The organism is Comamonas sp. JNW (genome assembly GCF_003105075.1).
In the GTDB taxonomy this organism is placed as follows: domain Bacteria; phylum Pseudomonadota; class Gammaproteobacteria; order Burkholderiales; family Burkholderiaceae_C; genus Comamonas; species Comamonas squillarum.
Genome location: NZ_QETI01000011.1, coordinates 78,589 through 91,456, shown reverse-complemented (window position 1 = coordinate 91,456; position 12,868 = coordinate 78,589). Strand labels below are relative to the sequence as shown.

Genomic DNA, 12,868 nt, shown 5'->3' with positions numbered 1-12,868 from the left:
CTGGTGTGGGGTTCATCGTAGCGGGCATCATCCGCGCTTGCCCTTGCGGGGGGTGGAGGCCGGGCCTTCCTGGGTCTTGGTCTCCACCGGCGGGCGCGGAGGCAGCGCGTCTTCGGGCAGCGGGTTGATCACCATCACAAACTGCGTGCCGAACATCTGCGCCAGCGGCTCGCAGTAAACGCGCGAGAAAGGCGAATCGGCACGGCGCTCGATCTTGACGATGCGCGCCACCGGCAGGCCCGGCGCATAGACGCCATCCACACCGCTGGTGGTGAGCAGATCGCCTTCCTGGATATCGGCATTGCTGGGCATGAAGCGCAGCTCCATGCCGCCGCCATAGGCATTGGTCGGGTCGCCATAGGCCACGGCCCGCGCGCCGGTGCGCGGGTTGAGCACGGGGATGGCCTGCTCCCGGTCGGTGAGCAAGGTCACCTCGGCCGACATCGGAAACACCCGGGTCACCTGGCCGAGCACGCCCATCTCGTCCATCACCGGCGAGCCGCGCGCAATGCCGGCGACCTCGCCCTTGTCGATCACGACGCGGCGGTTGAAGGCGTCCGCCGTCTCGTACACCACCTGGGCAGCGCGCCCCTCGGTCTTGAGGCGGGGCACCAGGTTGAGCAGCTGGCGCAGGCGCTGGTTCTCGTGGTCCAGGGTCTCGACCAGGTTGGCGCGATGCGTCAGCGCGATGGCGTTTTTCTCGGCCACTATGGCCGCTGCCTGCGCGGTGTGCAGGTCTTCAAAATACCTGGCGCCGCCCTGGGCCAGCAACACCGGCTGCAGCATCACCCACTGCATCGGGAACAGCACCGTGGCGACGGCCTTGCGCAGCGGCTCGGTGAGCTTGAAGCGCACGTCGGCCACCATCAGGAACACGGCCAGCGCCACGCACAGCGCCAGGCGCACATTGGCGCTGGGCCCCTGGGGTCGGAAGGTCGGTATACCGCCGGAGAAGACGTTGCGTGCCATGCGGTGGCCTCAGCAGAACCGGGCCCTGCGCGCTGCGCCTGTTCCGGGCGCGTGCCGCCCCGCCGCTCGGCGGTCTGCACGGTGGACAAGGGACATGAGCAGGGACATCAGAGAAAAGCGAAAAAGCAGAAGCGGGCGCATGGCGGCGGCGGGCCCATCAGCCAGACCTTGTGCACACTGCCAGTGGCAAGCGGGCCACAAAACGCAATGGCGGGCCGGCAGCGGGCTATGGGTTGCATAGTCGCTGACGCTCGCCATTATTGCGTATCCGCGCGGAGGGCGCCCGGGTTATTCGCTGGTGAAGATGGTCACGCCCTTGCGGTCGAGCGTATCGAGGGCGATACCGCAGCCGCGCACCACGCAGGTCAGTGGCTCCTCGGCCACCAGCACCGGCAGGCCGGTTTCCTCGGCCAGCAGGCGGTCCAGGTCGCGCAGCAAGGCGCCGCCACCGGTCAGCATCATGCCGCGGTCGGCAATATCGGCCCCCAGCTCGGGCGGCGTTTGCTCCAGCGCGTTCTTCACGGCAGAGACGATTTGGTTCAGCGGCTCGGTCAGGGCTTCCAGCACCTCGTTGGAGCTGATGGTGAAGCTGCGCGGCACGCCTTCGGAGAGGTTGCGGCCCTTGACTTCGATTTCCTTGACTTCGGAGCCCGGGAACGCCGAACCAATGCTCTTCTTGATCAGCTCGGCCGTGGGCTCGCCGATCATCATGCCGTAGTTGCGGCGGATGTAGTTGATGATGGATTCGTCGAACTTGTCACCGCCCACGCGCACACTGCCCTTGTAGACCATGCCGCCCAGCGAGATCACGCCCACTTCGGTGGTACCGCCACCAATGTCGACCACCATCGAGCCCGAGGCCTCGGACACCGGCAGGCCGGCACCGATACCGGCAGCCATCGGCTCTTCGATCAGCTCCACCTGGGTGGCGCCAGCCTTGAGCGCAGCATCCTTGATCGCGCGGCGCTCGACCTGGGTCGAGCCGCAGGGCACGCAGATGATGATGCGCGGGCTGGGCGAGAGCAAGGTGCGGGGGTGCACCATCTTGATGAACTGCTTGATCATCTGCTCGGTGATCAGGAAGTCGGCAATCACACCGTCCTTCATCGGGCGGATGGCTTCGATATTGCCGGGCACCTTGCCCAGCATGGCCTTGGCTTCGCGGCCTACGGCCTGGATGACCTTGCGGCCATGGGTGCCACCTTCATGGCGAATCGCAACCACGGAGGGCTCATCGAGCACAATCCCTTTGTCGCGTGCAAAAATCAAGGTGTTGGCCGTGCCCAGGTCGATGGCCAGGTCGGTGGAAAAGTAGCGACGGAACGCTCCGAACATGCAAGTTTCCTCTAGGGCATGGAACGCGCTTCGGCGCTCCATCGCCCTTCATTGGTGTGTGGTGAGATGACAGAAGGGTTTTTGATGCGCAATGACCGACGTTGCCGCGTTATTGCGTCAAAGACGGGATAATACCCCATCCCCTGTGAATAACTTACAGGGCAACGCTTTCCGGCCCCGTTTTTTTACGACTGGTTTACATACGACTATCTATGGCCCTGACAAAAGATGACATTGCCCGCATCGCCAACCTGGCGCGGCTCGAATTATCCGGCTCCGAGAGTGAGCGCATGCTCTCGCAGATGAATAACTTTTTCGGCATTGTGGAGAAGATGCAGGCTGTGGATACCTCCGGTGTCATGCCCCTGTCACACCCCGTGGCCGCGATCCAGGAAATCAGCCTGCGCCTGCGCGATGACGTCATCAGCGAACCCAATAACCGGGAGGCCAACCAGCGCAGTGCCCCTGCCGTGGAAAAAGGCTATTTCCTGGTGCCCAAGGTGATTGAGTAATTCACAGCATCTTCAGGCCTGGCGGGCCGGGCAAACACCGGCCCCCGGCCGGGGTGGCAGCCCAGGCTTGCAGCCCGCCCCTGAGACCGGCGCCCCGCGCCCCTTCCCATTCACCGAGATCGCCAAGATCGCGAGATTTGCATGAGCATCCCTACCGAATTGCATGACTTGAGCGTGGCCCAGCTGGCTGCCAAGCTCAAAAGCCGCGAAGTGTCCTCCGTCGAGGCCGCCCAGCACTTTCTGGCCCGCGCCAAGACCCACCAGGATCTGGGTGCCTACATCCACATCAATGAAGACGTGACGCTGGCCCAGGCCCGCGCTGCCGATGCCGCCATTGCAGCGGGCACGGCCGGCAAGCTCGCCGGTGTGCCGATGGGCCACAAGGACCTGTTCGTCACCCAGGACTTCCCCACCACCGCGGGCAGCAAGATGCTGGCCGGCTACCAGTCGCCGTTTGACGCCACCATGGTGACCAAGCTGGCAGCTGCTGGCGCGGTCACGCTGGGCAAGCTGAACATGGACGAGTTCGCCATGGGCTCGGCCAACGAGAACAGCGCCATCAGCCCGGTGCGCAACCCCTGGGACACCAGCCGGGTTCCCGGCGGCTCGTCCGGCGGCTCGGCAGCAGCGGTGGCCGCGCGCCTGGCGCCTGCGGCGACCGGCAGCGATACCGGCGGCTCGATCCGCCAGCCTGCGTCGTTCTGCGGCATCACCGGCATCAAGCCCACCTATGGGCGCGCCAGCCGCTACGGCATGATCGCCTTCGCCTCCAGCCTGGACCAGGCCGGCCCGATGGCGCGCACCGCCGAAGACTGCGCGCTGCTGCTGAGCGAAATGTGCGGCCCCGACCTGGACCGTGACTCCACGAGCCTGGACCACCCGGCCGAAGACTTCACGCTGCACCTCAACGACTCGCTGGCCGGCCTGCGCATTGGCGTGCCCGCCGAGTTCTTTGGCGATGGCCTGAGCAGCGATGTGCGCGCCGCCGTCGATGCGGCTTTGAAGGAGTACGAAAAGCTGGGCGCCAAGCTGGTGCCCATCAGCCTGCCGCGCACCGAGCTGTCCATCCCCGTCTACTACATCATCGCCCCGGCCGAGGCCTCGTCCAACCTCTCGCGCTTTGATGGCGTGAAGTTTGGCCACCGCGCCAAGGACTACAGCGACCTGGTGGACATGTACAAGAAGACCCGCGCCGAAGGCTTTGGCGACGAGGTCAAGCGCCGCATCATGACCGGTGCCTATGTGCTCTCGCACGGCTACTACGACGCCTACTACCTGCAGGCGCAAAAGATCCGCCGCATGATTGCCGACGACTTCCAGACCGCCTTCCAGGACTGCGACCTGATCGCCGGCCCCGCTGCGCCCACCGTGGCCTGGGCACTGGGCGGCAAGAGCGACCCGCTTGCCAACTACCTGGCCGACATCTACACGCTGCCCGCGTCGCTGGCCGGCCTGCCTGGCCTGAGCGTTCCCGCCGGCTTTGGCGAAGGCGGCATGCCCGTGGGGCTGCAGCTGATCGGCAACTATTTTGGTGAAGCCAAGCTCCTGAACGCCGCCCACCAGCTGCAGCAAGCCACCGACCACCACCTGCGCCAGCCAACCGGCATCGCGAAGTAACGCAGGGAGGAAAACAGAACATGACCGAAACAAGCATCAAGCTCATCAACGGCTACGAAGTGGTGATTGGCTTTGAAACCCACACCCAGCTGGCCGCCAACAGCAAGATCTTCAGCCGCGCCAGCACCGCCTTTGGCGCCGAGCCCAACACCCAGGCCTGCGCCGTAGACCTGGCCCTGCCCGGCACCCTGCCGGTGATGAACAAGAAGGCCGTCGAATGCGCCATCAAGCTCGGCCTGGCGCTGGGCAGCACGATTGCGCCCGTCAGCATCTTTGCACGCAAGAACTACTTCTACCCCGACCTGCCCAAGGGCTACCAGATCTCGCAGTTCGAGATCCCGGTGGTGCAAGGCGGTGAGGTGAGCTTCTTTGTCGGCGACCAGAAAAAGACCGTGCGCCTGGTGCGCGCCCACCTCGAAGAAGACGCGGGCAAATCGGTGCACGACGAGTTCATCGGCCAATCGGGTATTGATCTGAACCGCGCCGGCACGCCGCTGCTGGAGATCGTCACCGAGCCCGACATGGGCAGCACCGCCGAGGCCGTGGCCTACGCCAAGGAACTGCACAAGATCGTCACCTGGATCGGCATCTGCGACGGCAATATGCAGGAAGGCTCGTTCCGCTGCGATGCCAACGTGTCCGTGCGCAAGCCCGGCCAGCCGCTGGGCACCCGCCGCGAGATCAAGAACCTGAACTCGTTCAAGAACATGCAGATCGCCATCGATTACGAAATCCGCTGGCAGATCGAAGAGATCGAAGATGGCCGCGCGATCCAGCAGGCCACCGTGCTGTTCAACCCCGACACCGGCGAGACCCGCGCGATGCGCACCAAGGAAGACGCGGCCGATTACCGCTACTTCCCCGATCCGGACCTGCCGCCGCTGGTGGTCGCCGACAGCTGGGTGCAGGCCGTCAAGGCCGAGATGCCCGAGCTGCCGCGCCAGCGCGCCGACCGCTTTGTGGCCGACTACGGCCTGCCCGAGTACGACGCCACCACCCTGACCCAAAGCCAGGCCATGGCCGACTACTTTGAAGCCGCTGCCAAGGCCAGCGGCCAGCCCAAGCTGGCCAGCAACTGGGTGATGGGTGAGATCTCGCGCCGCCTGAACATGGAAGAGATCGGCATGGACCAGGTCAAGGTCAGCGCCGCGCAGCTGGGCACCTTGATCGACCGCATCCACGGCAATGTCATCAGCAACAACAGCGCCAAGCAGGTGTTTGAAGCGCTGTGGAGCGGCGAAGGCACCGACGTCGACGCTGTCATCGACGCCAAGGACTTGAAGCAATCCAACGACACCGGCGCGCTCGAAGCCATCATCGACGAGGTGATCGCCGCCAACCCCGGCAATGTCGAGCAGTACAAGGCCGGCAAGGACAAGGCCTTCAACGCACTGGTCGGCCAGGTGATGAAGGCTTCCAAGGGCAAGGCCAACCCGGGCCAGGTCAATGAGTTGCTGAAGGCCAAGCTGGCCTGATCTCCCCGCCACCGCTGACAGCAAGAAGCCTCCAGCAATGGAGGCTTTTTTACGGGCTTGCCAGGCATGCACCCTGGCTGACCCTCCTGGTTATCGCGCGGTGGCGACTACCAGTTGCTCAGGCCAACGCGGCCTTCAGCGCTGCTGCTGGGAGCGGTCTTGCTGACCAGGTTGCTTGTGCTGCGGCGACTGCTGCTGGTGTTGCTGCTCTTTGGGCGAGCCGGGCTTCTGGCCCGATTGCTGCTGGTTCACCTGGTTGGGATTGCGTTGGCTGTTTGGCTGATTCATAGCGTTAGCTCCTTCAAGATGATGACCGGGCGACATGCCCTGCCATGGCTCTATGGTCGCGCTGCAGCCGAACGGCCGGTGTAGGAATTGACGCGCCGCCTGCATCGAGACGTTTCTCGGTGCACATTTTGCAAAGCCGCTTGGTGCATTCCAGGCGGTAAGCAACGCAGGGCCGCCTACATTCCTTTTCCGTCCTTCACAGAAATACAAGCGAGGCTTTACTCCCAGCGGTCGGCCATATCTTCGGTATAGCCCATCACCAGGATGCGCTGGGTTTGCAGCAGCGCTGGCAAGGCTTGCCAGCCCGCATGGGCCAGCAGCGCCTCATCACCCGTGGCATACAGCGCCCGCAAATCCTCCACCAGCGCCTGGGCCTGCACGGCACCGGGCGGCTGCACGCGAGCCAGTGCCATCCAGGCGGCGCCCATGGCCAACAGCTGGTAGCCATGCTGCTCGGCCAGATGCTGGTGGATGGCGTGGTTTTGAAAGCTGTCCCAGTCTGCGCTGAAATAGCCATTGGGTTGGCCAGCAATCAGCGGATCGCCTTGGGCCAACGGCAGGCGCTGGATATAGACGACGTCATCGAGCAGCAGATCAGGCGCGCGATTCGCGGCCAGCAGTGCGTCGAGATCGCTGGCGCTTACCGCCAGGCTGCCGCAGACATCGGCCCAGCGTTGCGGGCCCTGGCGCAGCTGGCGCGCGCGGTGCTGCAGCGCCTGCAGATCCCAGGCCGCCTCCTGCACTGGGTCGTCCCAGTCCATATCCGGCGGGCTGGCCAGGTAGAGCCGGTCATCCTGGCTGGCATGGCCGCTGGTGTAGCTGCCCTGCTGGATATCGTCCAAGGTGCACAGATAGCGGTGCGCGGGGTCTGCGGCGCGCAGCGCTTCGACATGCGCCAGCAAGGCGGTCAGGCTGCCAACTTCTTCGATCCATTGGTAGGCAAAGCTGTAGTTGGTGCGGGGGTACGGCGGGCTGGGCTGCGCGAAGAATCCGGTGTTCATGGAGGTCTGCTGGCTGGGGGATGGAGAGCGCCAGTATCGCCGCGCATGCGCTGCCGCGCCCACAAAAAAGCCCGCATCGTGCGGGCTTTGGCGCAGGGTTCAGAAGATCAGCACATCTGTGCGTTGTCCGGCGTCTTGGGCTCGGTGCCCAGTTGGCGCCGGTTGCACTTGCACTGCTGCTGCGAGTACTTGGCCTCGCGCAACGGCTGGCCCTGTTGCAGCGGCCAAGGCTGCTGCTTGGTCATCGGCAATGGCAGTTGTTGCATGGGGTGCTCCGTGTGGTCTTCGTGGGCCGCGCTGTCGCAGCCTACTTCTGCGAGGACTGCTTGCGGTCCTGCTGGCCCGGTTGCTGCTGCTTCGGGGATTGCTGCTGTTGCTGCTGCTCCTTTTTCTGGGCAGGGTGCTGTCCGGACTGTTGGTGGTTCTGCTGGTTCATGGCGTTTACTCCTTCAGTGTCAGGTTGGCGGCAGGGACAAACGCCTGCCGTAAGGACATGGTGCCGCTGAAGGGTGGCGCTGGCTGTAGGAGTTTTGGAGATTCGTTTGGCTTTACGTAAACAGGCCGGTGGATTTGCAAAATTTCTTTACAAAACAGCGCTGTAGGCCAGCCAATAACTATCGGATGGCCCTGCACTTTTATCGTCCACTATCCACGTTGACAATGGGCCGCCCGGGCCGCGTGTGCTTGCCTTTGAACAGGTTCTTAGGCCTCAGTCCTCGCTGGGTTGCTCGAGGCGCTTTTGGGGCTGAAAGTCGACCAAGGTCTGGCCCTCGTTGTCGATCACCAGGGCTGGCAGGTTCAAGCCGGTGCTCAGGTAAAAACCGCCGGGCCAGGCCTGGGCCGCCAGGTGCTCGCCGTCAAACAGCAACTGCGGCATCTCGCGCGTGGACTTGCGCCACACCACTTGCAGGCTGTGCGCATCGACGATCTGCAGCACCACCTCGGCGGCGGTGGTAGGGGTCTCGTCGTAGCGCATCAGCACACGGTCCGCATTGCGGGCCAGCACCTCGCCGCTGAACTGCACCGGTACGCTGGCCACCGCGGCAATCTGGGTAATGCCCGCGTCGCGCAGCGCCTGGCGGCTGACGACAAAACCATCGCTGACCGGCTGGTAGAGCTTGGGGGCGGCGCGCACCTGCTTGTCGGCGCTGGAGTGCACGCTCAGCCGTGGCCAGCGCTCAAACTCGCCTGGCCTAACTTTTTGCGCAAACTGCAGCAAGATCATCGGCATGCCGTACTGGGCCACGTCGGTGTCAAAGTCGGCATAGTCGATGCGCGAGGCCGTCTGCGGGTACTGTGCCCAGGGGCGCTGCTGCCAGCGCTGCAGCCGCTCGGCCCAGGGGTAGAGCTCGCCACTGGCCCAGTACAGCGCATAGCGGTCGCCGGTATTGCTGGTCACATCCAAGAGGCCCGGCTCGCGCAGCTCGCCAAACGCATATTTGGACACGCCTGTGCCCAGCTCGGCCGCAAAGCGCTGGCGCAGCGCGGCATCCATCGGCGCAAACGCGGTCTGCGCCGGCTCGCGCAGCCACCAGTGCCGGTCATTGAGCAGCAGCGACAGCTGGCCATGGGCCTCGCTGCGCAAGCGCGCCGGCTGGCGCAGCTGGGCGCGCGGCAGCACAATGCGCTGGGGCTCGCCCAGCAGCTGCTTGGCCTGCAGGTCGTTGTCCAGCAGCACAAACACATCGTCCTGCGCGGTGCTGTGCTTCATCACCCGCAGCATGCGCAGGCTGCCGTCCTCCCCTTGGTAGATGGCCGAGGCGGCCACATCGCCCAGCTCCTCGGCCTTGTCTGCACCCGATTGCAGCAGCTTGACCGTCGCGGGCACCAGCAGCGGCAGCACAAAAAAGAACAGAAAGCCCAGGCCCATCGGAAGATAAAAACGCCGAGGAATGCTCACTGCGCAGCTCCTGCGGCCGCAGCCCCAAAGTCCTGCAGCACCTCGCCGTCATCGCCAATCAGCAGCGCGGGCTGGCGCATGTCGTTGACCAGCAAAAAGCCGGCGCTGACGGCCTGGCCGGTGACATACATGCCGCCTTCGCGCTGGCCCAGTGCGGGCAACTGGTCGATGGTGCGGCTCCACACCACCTGCTCGCTGGCCTTGTCCAGCAGCTGGATCACGCGCCCCTCCTGCCGCAGCGGCGTGGGGTTGTAGGCCAGCAGCAGGCGGCGCGCGTTCTCGGCCATCACATCGGCATGGAAGCGCGGCACCGCCGGCTGCACCACCTTGATGCGCAGCAGGCCCCGGTCCTTGGTGGCATAGGGGCGGGTCGAGAAGCCATCGCCAATGGCCACATAGCTGCGCGGCGATGTCTGCACCTCGCGGCTGTCGCTGGGCTGCAGGTCGTAATAGCCAAAGTAGGCGGGCTGGCCGGGCTCGTGCCGCCACCAGGACTGCACCAGCACGGCGCGGTTCTCCTCGCCGGTCGGGCGGGGCAGCGATTCATAGCGGTAGAAGGCGATCTCCTGGCGGTAGCCGGCCTGGGCCTTTTCGTAGAGGCTGCTGCTGTCGGCCGCCGGCCAGATCTGGCCGATCAGCCAGTACACCAGGTATTTGCTGCCGCTGCGGCTGGTGACCTCCAGGCTGTCGGGCCGGTCGCGGCCCTTGGGCGCTACGCCCACGATGCCCTCGCCCAGCTGCGCGGCAAATTTCTCACTGAGCTGGGGCAGCAGATCGACAAAGCGCAGGCTCGCCAGATCCAGCCGCCAAAAGCCGCGTTCCCGCAAAAACAGGTAGAGCTGGCCGTCCGAGAAAAACTGCAGCTCGGCCCGCCCGGAGCTGCCGGCCCAGGGCATGGCCATGCGCTGGGGCTCGCCCAGGCTGGCGCCGGTGGCCGCATCACGGACCAGCACGCGGTAGACCACATCGCCCTGCTCGCGGTTTTCAAACAGCTGCACGAGCAAGCGCTGGCCGTTGCGCTCGATCAGCGTCGTCGCCTCACTGCGGCCCAGTGCCAGCTGCGGTGCCTTGTCTTGCCAGGCAGTGGGCAGCTTCAGCTGGAGCCCGGGTTGCAGCCGGGGCAGCCACCAGGGGATGGACACCAGCATGGCCATCGCCACCGCCAGCCAGGGCAGGTGCTGGCGCAACCGCGCCCCGTTTGGCGCCCCTGGCGCGGCCTGACCAGCCGCGAAGGACTGGCCCTGCAGCTGCTCCAGCCGGAACTGCGCGCCGCACTGCAGGCAGGCAAAGCGGTCGCGCGCACCTGCGCTGCGGCAGTTCGCTGCGCCGCAGCGCGGGCAATACGGGGATGACAGAGAGGACGACGGGGGCCAGACGGGCATAAGCCAGCGATGATAAACCGAGGGCACAGAAGTGGAGGCAGCCGCTTTGCAAACGAAGCTGGGCGCCGCTGGGGCGGCGACTCCCAGGTGTCAGCCATGCGGCGCGGCTTGGCGGCCCAGCCGCTAACATCCAAGGTTTTGAACCTGCTGCGCCCTGCCCCATGACCACCACTGCATCCCCCGCTGTTGCCAACGACATCCCCGCCTACACCGTGGATGAGCCCGCCAACCAGATCTTCGGCCTCGGCATGGCCATGGCCGAGGCCTTCTTGCTCAAGGGCGAGGCGATCGGCAATGAGCGCGCCCGGGTGCGCATGCCCTACCAGAAGCAATACACCAACAGCCGGGGCGATATGCATGGCGGCGCCATCGCCACCTTGCTCGATGTGGGCCTGTCCTGCGCCGCTCGCGCGCATGATCCGTTGCGCTATGGCGTCATCACCGTGGACCTGACCATTCATTACATTGCGCCGGGCAGCGGCGATGTGGTCTGCACGGCCGTTTGCGAAAAGCGCGGCAAGAGCCTGTCCTTTGTGCGCGGCGAGCTGCATGACGATGCCGGCAACCTGTTGGGCCTGGCCACCGGCACCTTCAAGCTGGTCGATAAACAAAAAATCTAAGCCTGCAAAAAACCGGCAGATATGGCATGCTGGCGGTCTTATTGCTCACTTTTTGACCATGACGACGCGCCAATCCACCCATGCCATCCATCCCCAGTTTCTGGACCGTTTCTCGCCCCGCGCCTTCTCGGGCAAGGCGCTGACGCACAGGGACATCGAGACCATTGTGGAAGGCGCACGCTGGGCCCCTTCGGCCAGCAACAAGCAGCCCTGGCACTTTGCCTATTCGATCAACGGCGATGCCAACTGGCAGGCGTTTTCCACCATTCCCAACGAGTTCAACCGCCGCTGGTGCCTGAATGCCGGCGCCCTGTTGGTGGTGCTGTCGAACAAGGACGAGTCTCCCGCGCCCAGCTTTGACACCGGTTGCGCCTGGGGCTACCTGGCCCTGCAAGCCCATGCGATGGGCCTGGCCACCCACGCCATGGGCGGCATCGAGCGCGATGCTGCACGCGCCGTGCTCAAGCTCGGTGACAACTGGCAGGTCGAATGCCTGGTCGCCATTGGCGAGCGCGGCGACAAGTCCAGCCTGCCCGCCGACCTGGCCGAGCGCGAGACGCCCTCGCCGCGCAAGGCGCTGTCGGAAATCTTGACCGCAGGCCCCCTGGCTTAAACACCGGCACCCAGCAACGCAAAGGCTCCCGACTGGAAGCCTTTGTGCATGAGGTACTTGGTATTAAGCGACGTTGAGGCGCTCGCCACTTTGCCGGTCAAACACATGCCAGTGCTGCGGCGCCGTGTGCCAATGCAGCGCCTGGCCGGGCGCCAGCGCCAGGCGTTCCTTGACGGTCGAAATGAGTGGCTGCTGGCCAAAGCGGCTGACCACCTGGGTTTCGGCGCCGGTGGGCTCCACCACCTCGACGGTCGCAGCGCTGGTGGCGACACCGCTCAGGGGCGCCACTTCCAGCTGCACATGTTCGGGCCGCACGCCCAGCCACAGCGCACGCTCGCCCTGGGCCTGCAGGCCGGGCAGCAGCGGCAGGCGCAGGCCATCGTCGGTCACCAGCTGCCAGCCGTCCTGCGCTGGCTGGCTGCGGGCGGCAATCAGGTTCATCGAGGGCGAGCCAATGAACTGCGCGACAAAGGCATTGCGTGGCCGGTCGTACAGCTCCAGCGGCGTGCCCACCTGCTCGATCAGGCCGTCGCGCATCACCACGATGCGGTCGGCCATGGTCATGGCCTCGATCTGGTCATGCGTCACATAGACCGTGGTGGTGCGCAGGCGCTGGTGCAAGGCCTTGATCTCGGTGCGCATCTGCACGCGCAGCTTGGCATCCAGGTTGGACAGCGGCTCGTCAAACAAAAAGGCCAGTGGCTCGCGCACAATGGCGCGGCCCATGGCCACACGCTGGCGCTGGCCGCCCGACAGCTGGGCAGGCAGGCGGGCCAGCAGCGGCTCCAGGCCCAGAATCTCGGCCACCTGCTGCACGCGCTGCGCAATGGCTGCGGGCGCCTGGCGCTGCAGCTTGAGCGCAAAGCCCAGGTTCTCGGCCACCGTCATATGCGGGTAGAGCGCATAGTTCTGGAACACCATCGCAATATTGCGCTCGCGCGGCGGCACATCGTTGATGAGCTGGCCACCCAGCACGATCTGGCCGCTGCTGACCTCTTCGAGCCCGGCGAGCATGCGCAGCAAGGTGGATTTACCGCAGCCAGATGGGCCGACCAGCGCCACAAACTCGCCCTCGGCGATATCGAGCGAAATACCCTTGAGCACATCGTGCCCCTCAAAATGCTTGCGCAGCTGTCTCAATGCAATCGAAGCCATG

14 protein-coding genes are annotated in these 12,868 nt (G+C 65.1%); 5 read left to right on the top strand and 9 right to left on the bottom strand.

Translation table 11 applies throughout. From position 1 onward, the window contains the following. Positions 1-27: 27 nt before the first annotated feature. Both mreC and DCO45_RS16185 read right to left on the bottom strand, forming a co-directional pair. Positions 28-969, bottom strand: coding sequence for a rod shape-determining protein MreC (gene mreC / locus DCO45_RS16190; protein WP_116926798.1), 942 nt, complete (start codon positions 967-969; stop codon positions 28-30). A 288-nt stretch (positions 970-1,257) separates the two neighbouring features. Further along, entirely contained in the window at positions 1,258-2,304 is a 1,047-nt protein-coding gene (locus DCO45_RS16185) for a rod shape-determining protein (protein ID WP_021026802.1), read from the bottom strand. Between the two features lie 212 nt (positions 2,305-2,516). On the opposite strand from DCO45_RS16185, the gene gatC reads away from it, so the two are divergent. The 3 genes from gatC to gatB all read left to right on the top strand — a co-directional run bounded on the left by gatC (position 2,517) and on the right by gatB (position 5,908). Further along, positions 2,517-2,816, top strand: a complete 300-nt coding sequence (gene gatC, locus DCO45_RS16180) for an Asp-tRNA(Asn)/Glu-tRNA(Gln) amidotransferase subunit GatC (RefSeq protein ID WP_116926797.1) — start codon at positions 2,517-2,519, stop codon at positions 2,814-2,816. 141 nt (positions 2,817-2,957) lie between these two features. Beyond that, the gene (gene gatA, locus DCO45_RS16175; RefSeq protein WP_116926796.1) at positions 2,958-4,433 is read left to right on the top strand and encodes an Asp-tRNA(Asn)/Glu-tRNA(Gln) amidotransferase subunit GatA; all 1,476 of its coding nucleotides are present in this window, start codon (positions 2,958-2,960) and stop codon (positions 4,431-4,433) included. A gap of 20 nt (positions 4,434-4,453) precedes the next feature. Then, the gene (gene gatB, locus DCO45_RS16170) at positions 4,454-5,908 is read left to right on the top strand and encodes an Asp-tRNA(Asn)/Glu-tRNA(Gln) amidotransferase subunit GatB (protein WP_116926795.1); all 1,455 of its coding nucleotides are present in this window, start codon (positions 4,454-4,456) and stop codon (positions 5,906-5,908) included. Positions 5,909-6,043: 135 nt separating this feature from the next. On the opposite strand, the gene DCO45_RS16165 is transcribed toward gatB, so the two are convergent. The 6 genes from DCO45_RS16165 to DCO45_RS16145 all read right to left on the bottom strand — a co-directional run bounded on the left by DCO45_RS16165 (position 6,044) and on the right by DCO45_RS16145 (position 10,479). Continuing rightward, complete coding sequence (locus tag DCO45_RS16165; RefSeq protein WP_116926794.1) at positions 6,044-6,196, bottom strand: transcription initiation factor TFIID subunit D10; 153 nt, start codon at positions 6,194-6,196, stop codon at positions 6,044-6,046. A gap of 218 nt (positions 6,197-6,414) precedes the next feature. Then, complete coding sequence (locus DCO45_RS16160) at positions 6,415-7,197, bottom strand: hypothetical protein (protein WP_116926793.1); 783 nt, start codon at positions 7,195-7,197, stop codon at positions 6,415-6,417. A gap of 107 nt (positions 7,198-7,304) precedes the next feature. Continuing rightward, complete coding sequence (locus DCO45_RS23015; protein WP_165841215.1) at positions 7,305-7,463, bottom strand: hypothetical protein; 159 nt, start codon at positions 7,461-7,463, stop codon at positions 7,305-7,307. Between the two features lie 41 nt (positions 7,464-7,504). After that, positions 7,505-7,633, bottom strand: coding sequence for a transcription initiation factor TFIID subunit D10 (locus DCO45_RS16155; RefSeq protein WP_116926792.1), 129 nt, complete (start codon positions 7,631-7,633; stop codon positions 7,505-7,507). A gap of 273 nt (positions 7,634-7,906) precedes the next feature. After that, positions 7,907-9,097 carry a hypothetical protein gene (locus tag DCO45_RS16150; RefSeq protein ID WP_133248183.1) on the bottom strand — a complete coding sequence of 397 codons (1,191 nt, stop codon included), beginning with the start codon at positions 9,095-9,097 and terminating at the stop codon, positions 7,907-7,909. Then, on the bottom strand, positions 9,094-10,479 hold the full coding sequence (locus DCO45_RS16145) for a hypothetical protein (RefSeq protein WP_133248182.1): 1,386 nt from the start codon (positions 10,477-10,479) through the stop codon (positions 9,094-9,096). Before DCO45_RS16145 ends, DCO45_RS16150 begins: the two co-directional genes overlap by 4 nt. A 161-nt stretch (positions 10,480-10,640) precedes the next feature. Here DCO45_RS16145 and DCO45_RS16140 point away from each other — a divergent pair, with 161 nt between their 5' ends. Together DCO45_RS16140 and DCO45_RS16135 are read left to right on the top strand one after the other, a co-directional pair. Then, on the top strand, positions 10,641-11,099 hold the full coding sequence (locus tag DCO45_RS16140) for a PaaI family thioesterase (protein ID WP_116926789.1): 459 nt from the start codon (positions 10,641-10,643) through the stop codon (positions 11,097-11,099). A 58-nt stretch (positions 11,100-11,157) separates the two neighbouring features. Beyond that, positions 11,158-11,712: a nitroreductase family protein gene (locus tag DCO45_RS16135; protein ID WP_116926788.1), complete on the top strand. Its 555-nt coding sequence runs from the start codon at positions 11,158-11,160 to the stop codon at positions 11,710-11,712. A 63-nt stretch (positions 11,713-11,775) separates the two neighbouring features. Here DCO45_RS16135 and ugpC read toward each other — a convergent pair whose 3' ends face one another. After that, on the bottom strand, positions 11,776-12,867 hold the full coding sequence (gene ugpC, locus DCO45_RS16130) for a sn-glycerol-3-phosphate ABC transporter ATP-binding protein UgpC (RefSeq protein ID WP_116926787.1): 1,092 nt from the start codon (positions 12,865-12,867) through the stop codon (positions 11,776-11,778). Position 12,868 lies beyond the last annotated feature (1 nt).

Bases quoted from the DNA above. Each gene is read 5' to 3' on its own strand.
- DCO45_RS16165 (WP_116926794.1), bottom strand. From the start codon at position 6,196: ATGAATCAGCCAAACAGCCAACGCAATCCCAACCAGGTGAACCAGCAG.
- ugpC (WP_116926787.1), bottom strand. From the start codon at position 12,867: ATGGCTTCGATTGCATTGAGACAGCTGCGCAAGCATTTTGAGGGGCAC.
- gatA (WP_116926796.1), top strand. From the start codon at position 2,958: ATGAGCATCCCTACCGAATTGCATGACTTGAGCGTGGCCCAGCTGGCT.
- DCO45_RS16135 (WP_116926788.1), top strand. From the start codon at position 11,158: ATGACGACGCGCCAATCCACCCATGCCATCCATCCCCAGTTTCTGGAC.
- DCO45_RS16160 (WP_116926793.1), bottom strand. From the start codon at position 7,197: ATGAACACCGGATTCTTCGCGCAGCCCAGCCCGCCGTACCCCCGCACC.
- DCO45_RS23015 (WP_165841215.1), bottom strand. From the start codon at position 7,463: ATGCAACAACTGCCATTGCCGATGACCAAGCAGCAGCCTTGGCCGCTG.
- DCO45_RS16155 (WP_116926792.1), bottom strand. From the start codon at position 7,633: ATGAACCAGCAGAACCACCAACAGTCCGGACAGCACCCTGCCCAGAAA.
- DCO45_RS16145 (WP_133248182.1), bottom strand. From the start codon at position 10,479: ATGCCCGTCTGGCCCCCGTCGTCCTCTCTGTCATCCCCGTATTGCCCG.
- gatB (WP_116926795.1), top strand. From the start codon at position 4,454: ATGACCGAAACAAGCATCAAGCTCATCAACGGCTACGAAGTGGTGATT.
- gatC (WP_116926797.1), top strand. From the start codon at position 2,517: ATGGCCCTGACAAAAGATGACATTGCCCGCATCGCCAACCTGGCGCGG.
- DCO45_RS16185 (WP_021026802.1), bottom strand. From the start codon at position 2,304: ATGTTCGGAGCGTTCCGTCGCTACTTTTCCACCGACCTGGCCATCGAC.
- mreC (WP_116926798.1), bottom strand. From the start codon at position 969: ATGGCACGCAACGTCTTCTCCGGCGGTATACCGACCTTCCGACCCCAG.
- DCO45_RS16140 (WP_116926789.1), top strand. From the start codon at position 10,641: ATGACCACCACTGCATCCCCCGCTGTTGCCAACGACATCCCCGCCTAC.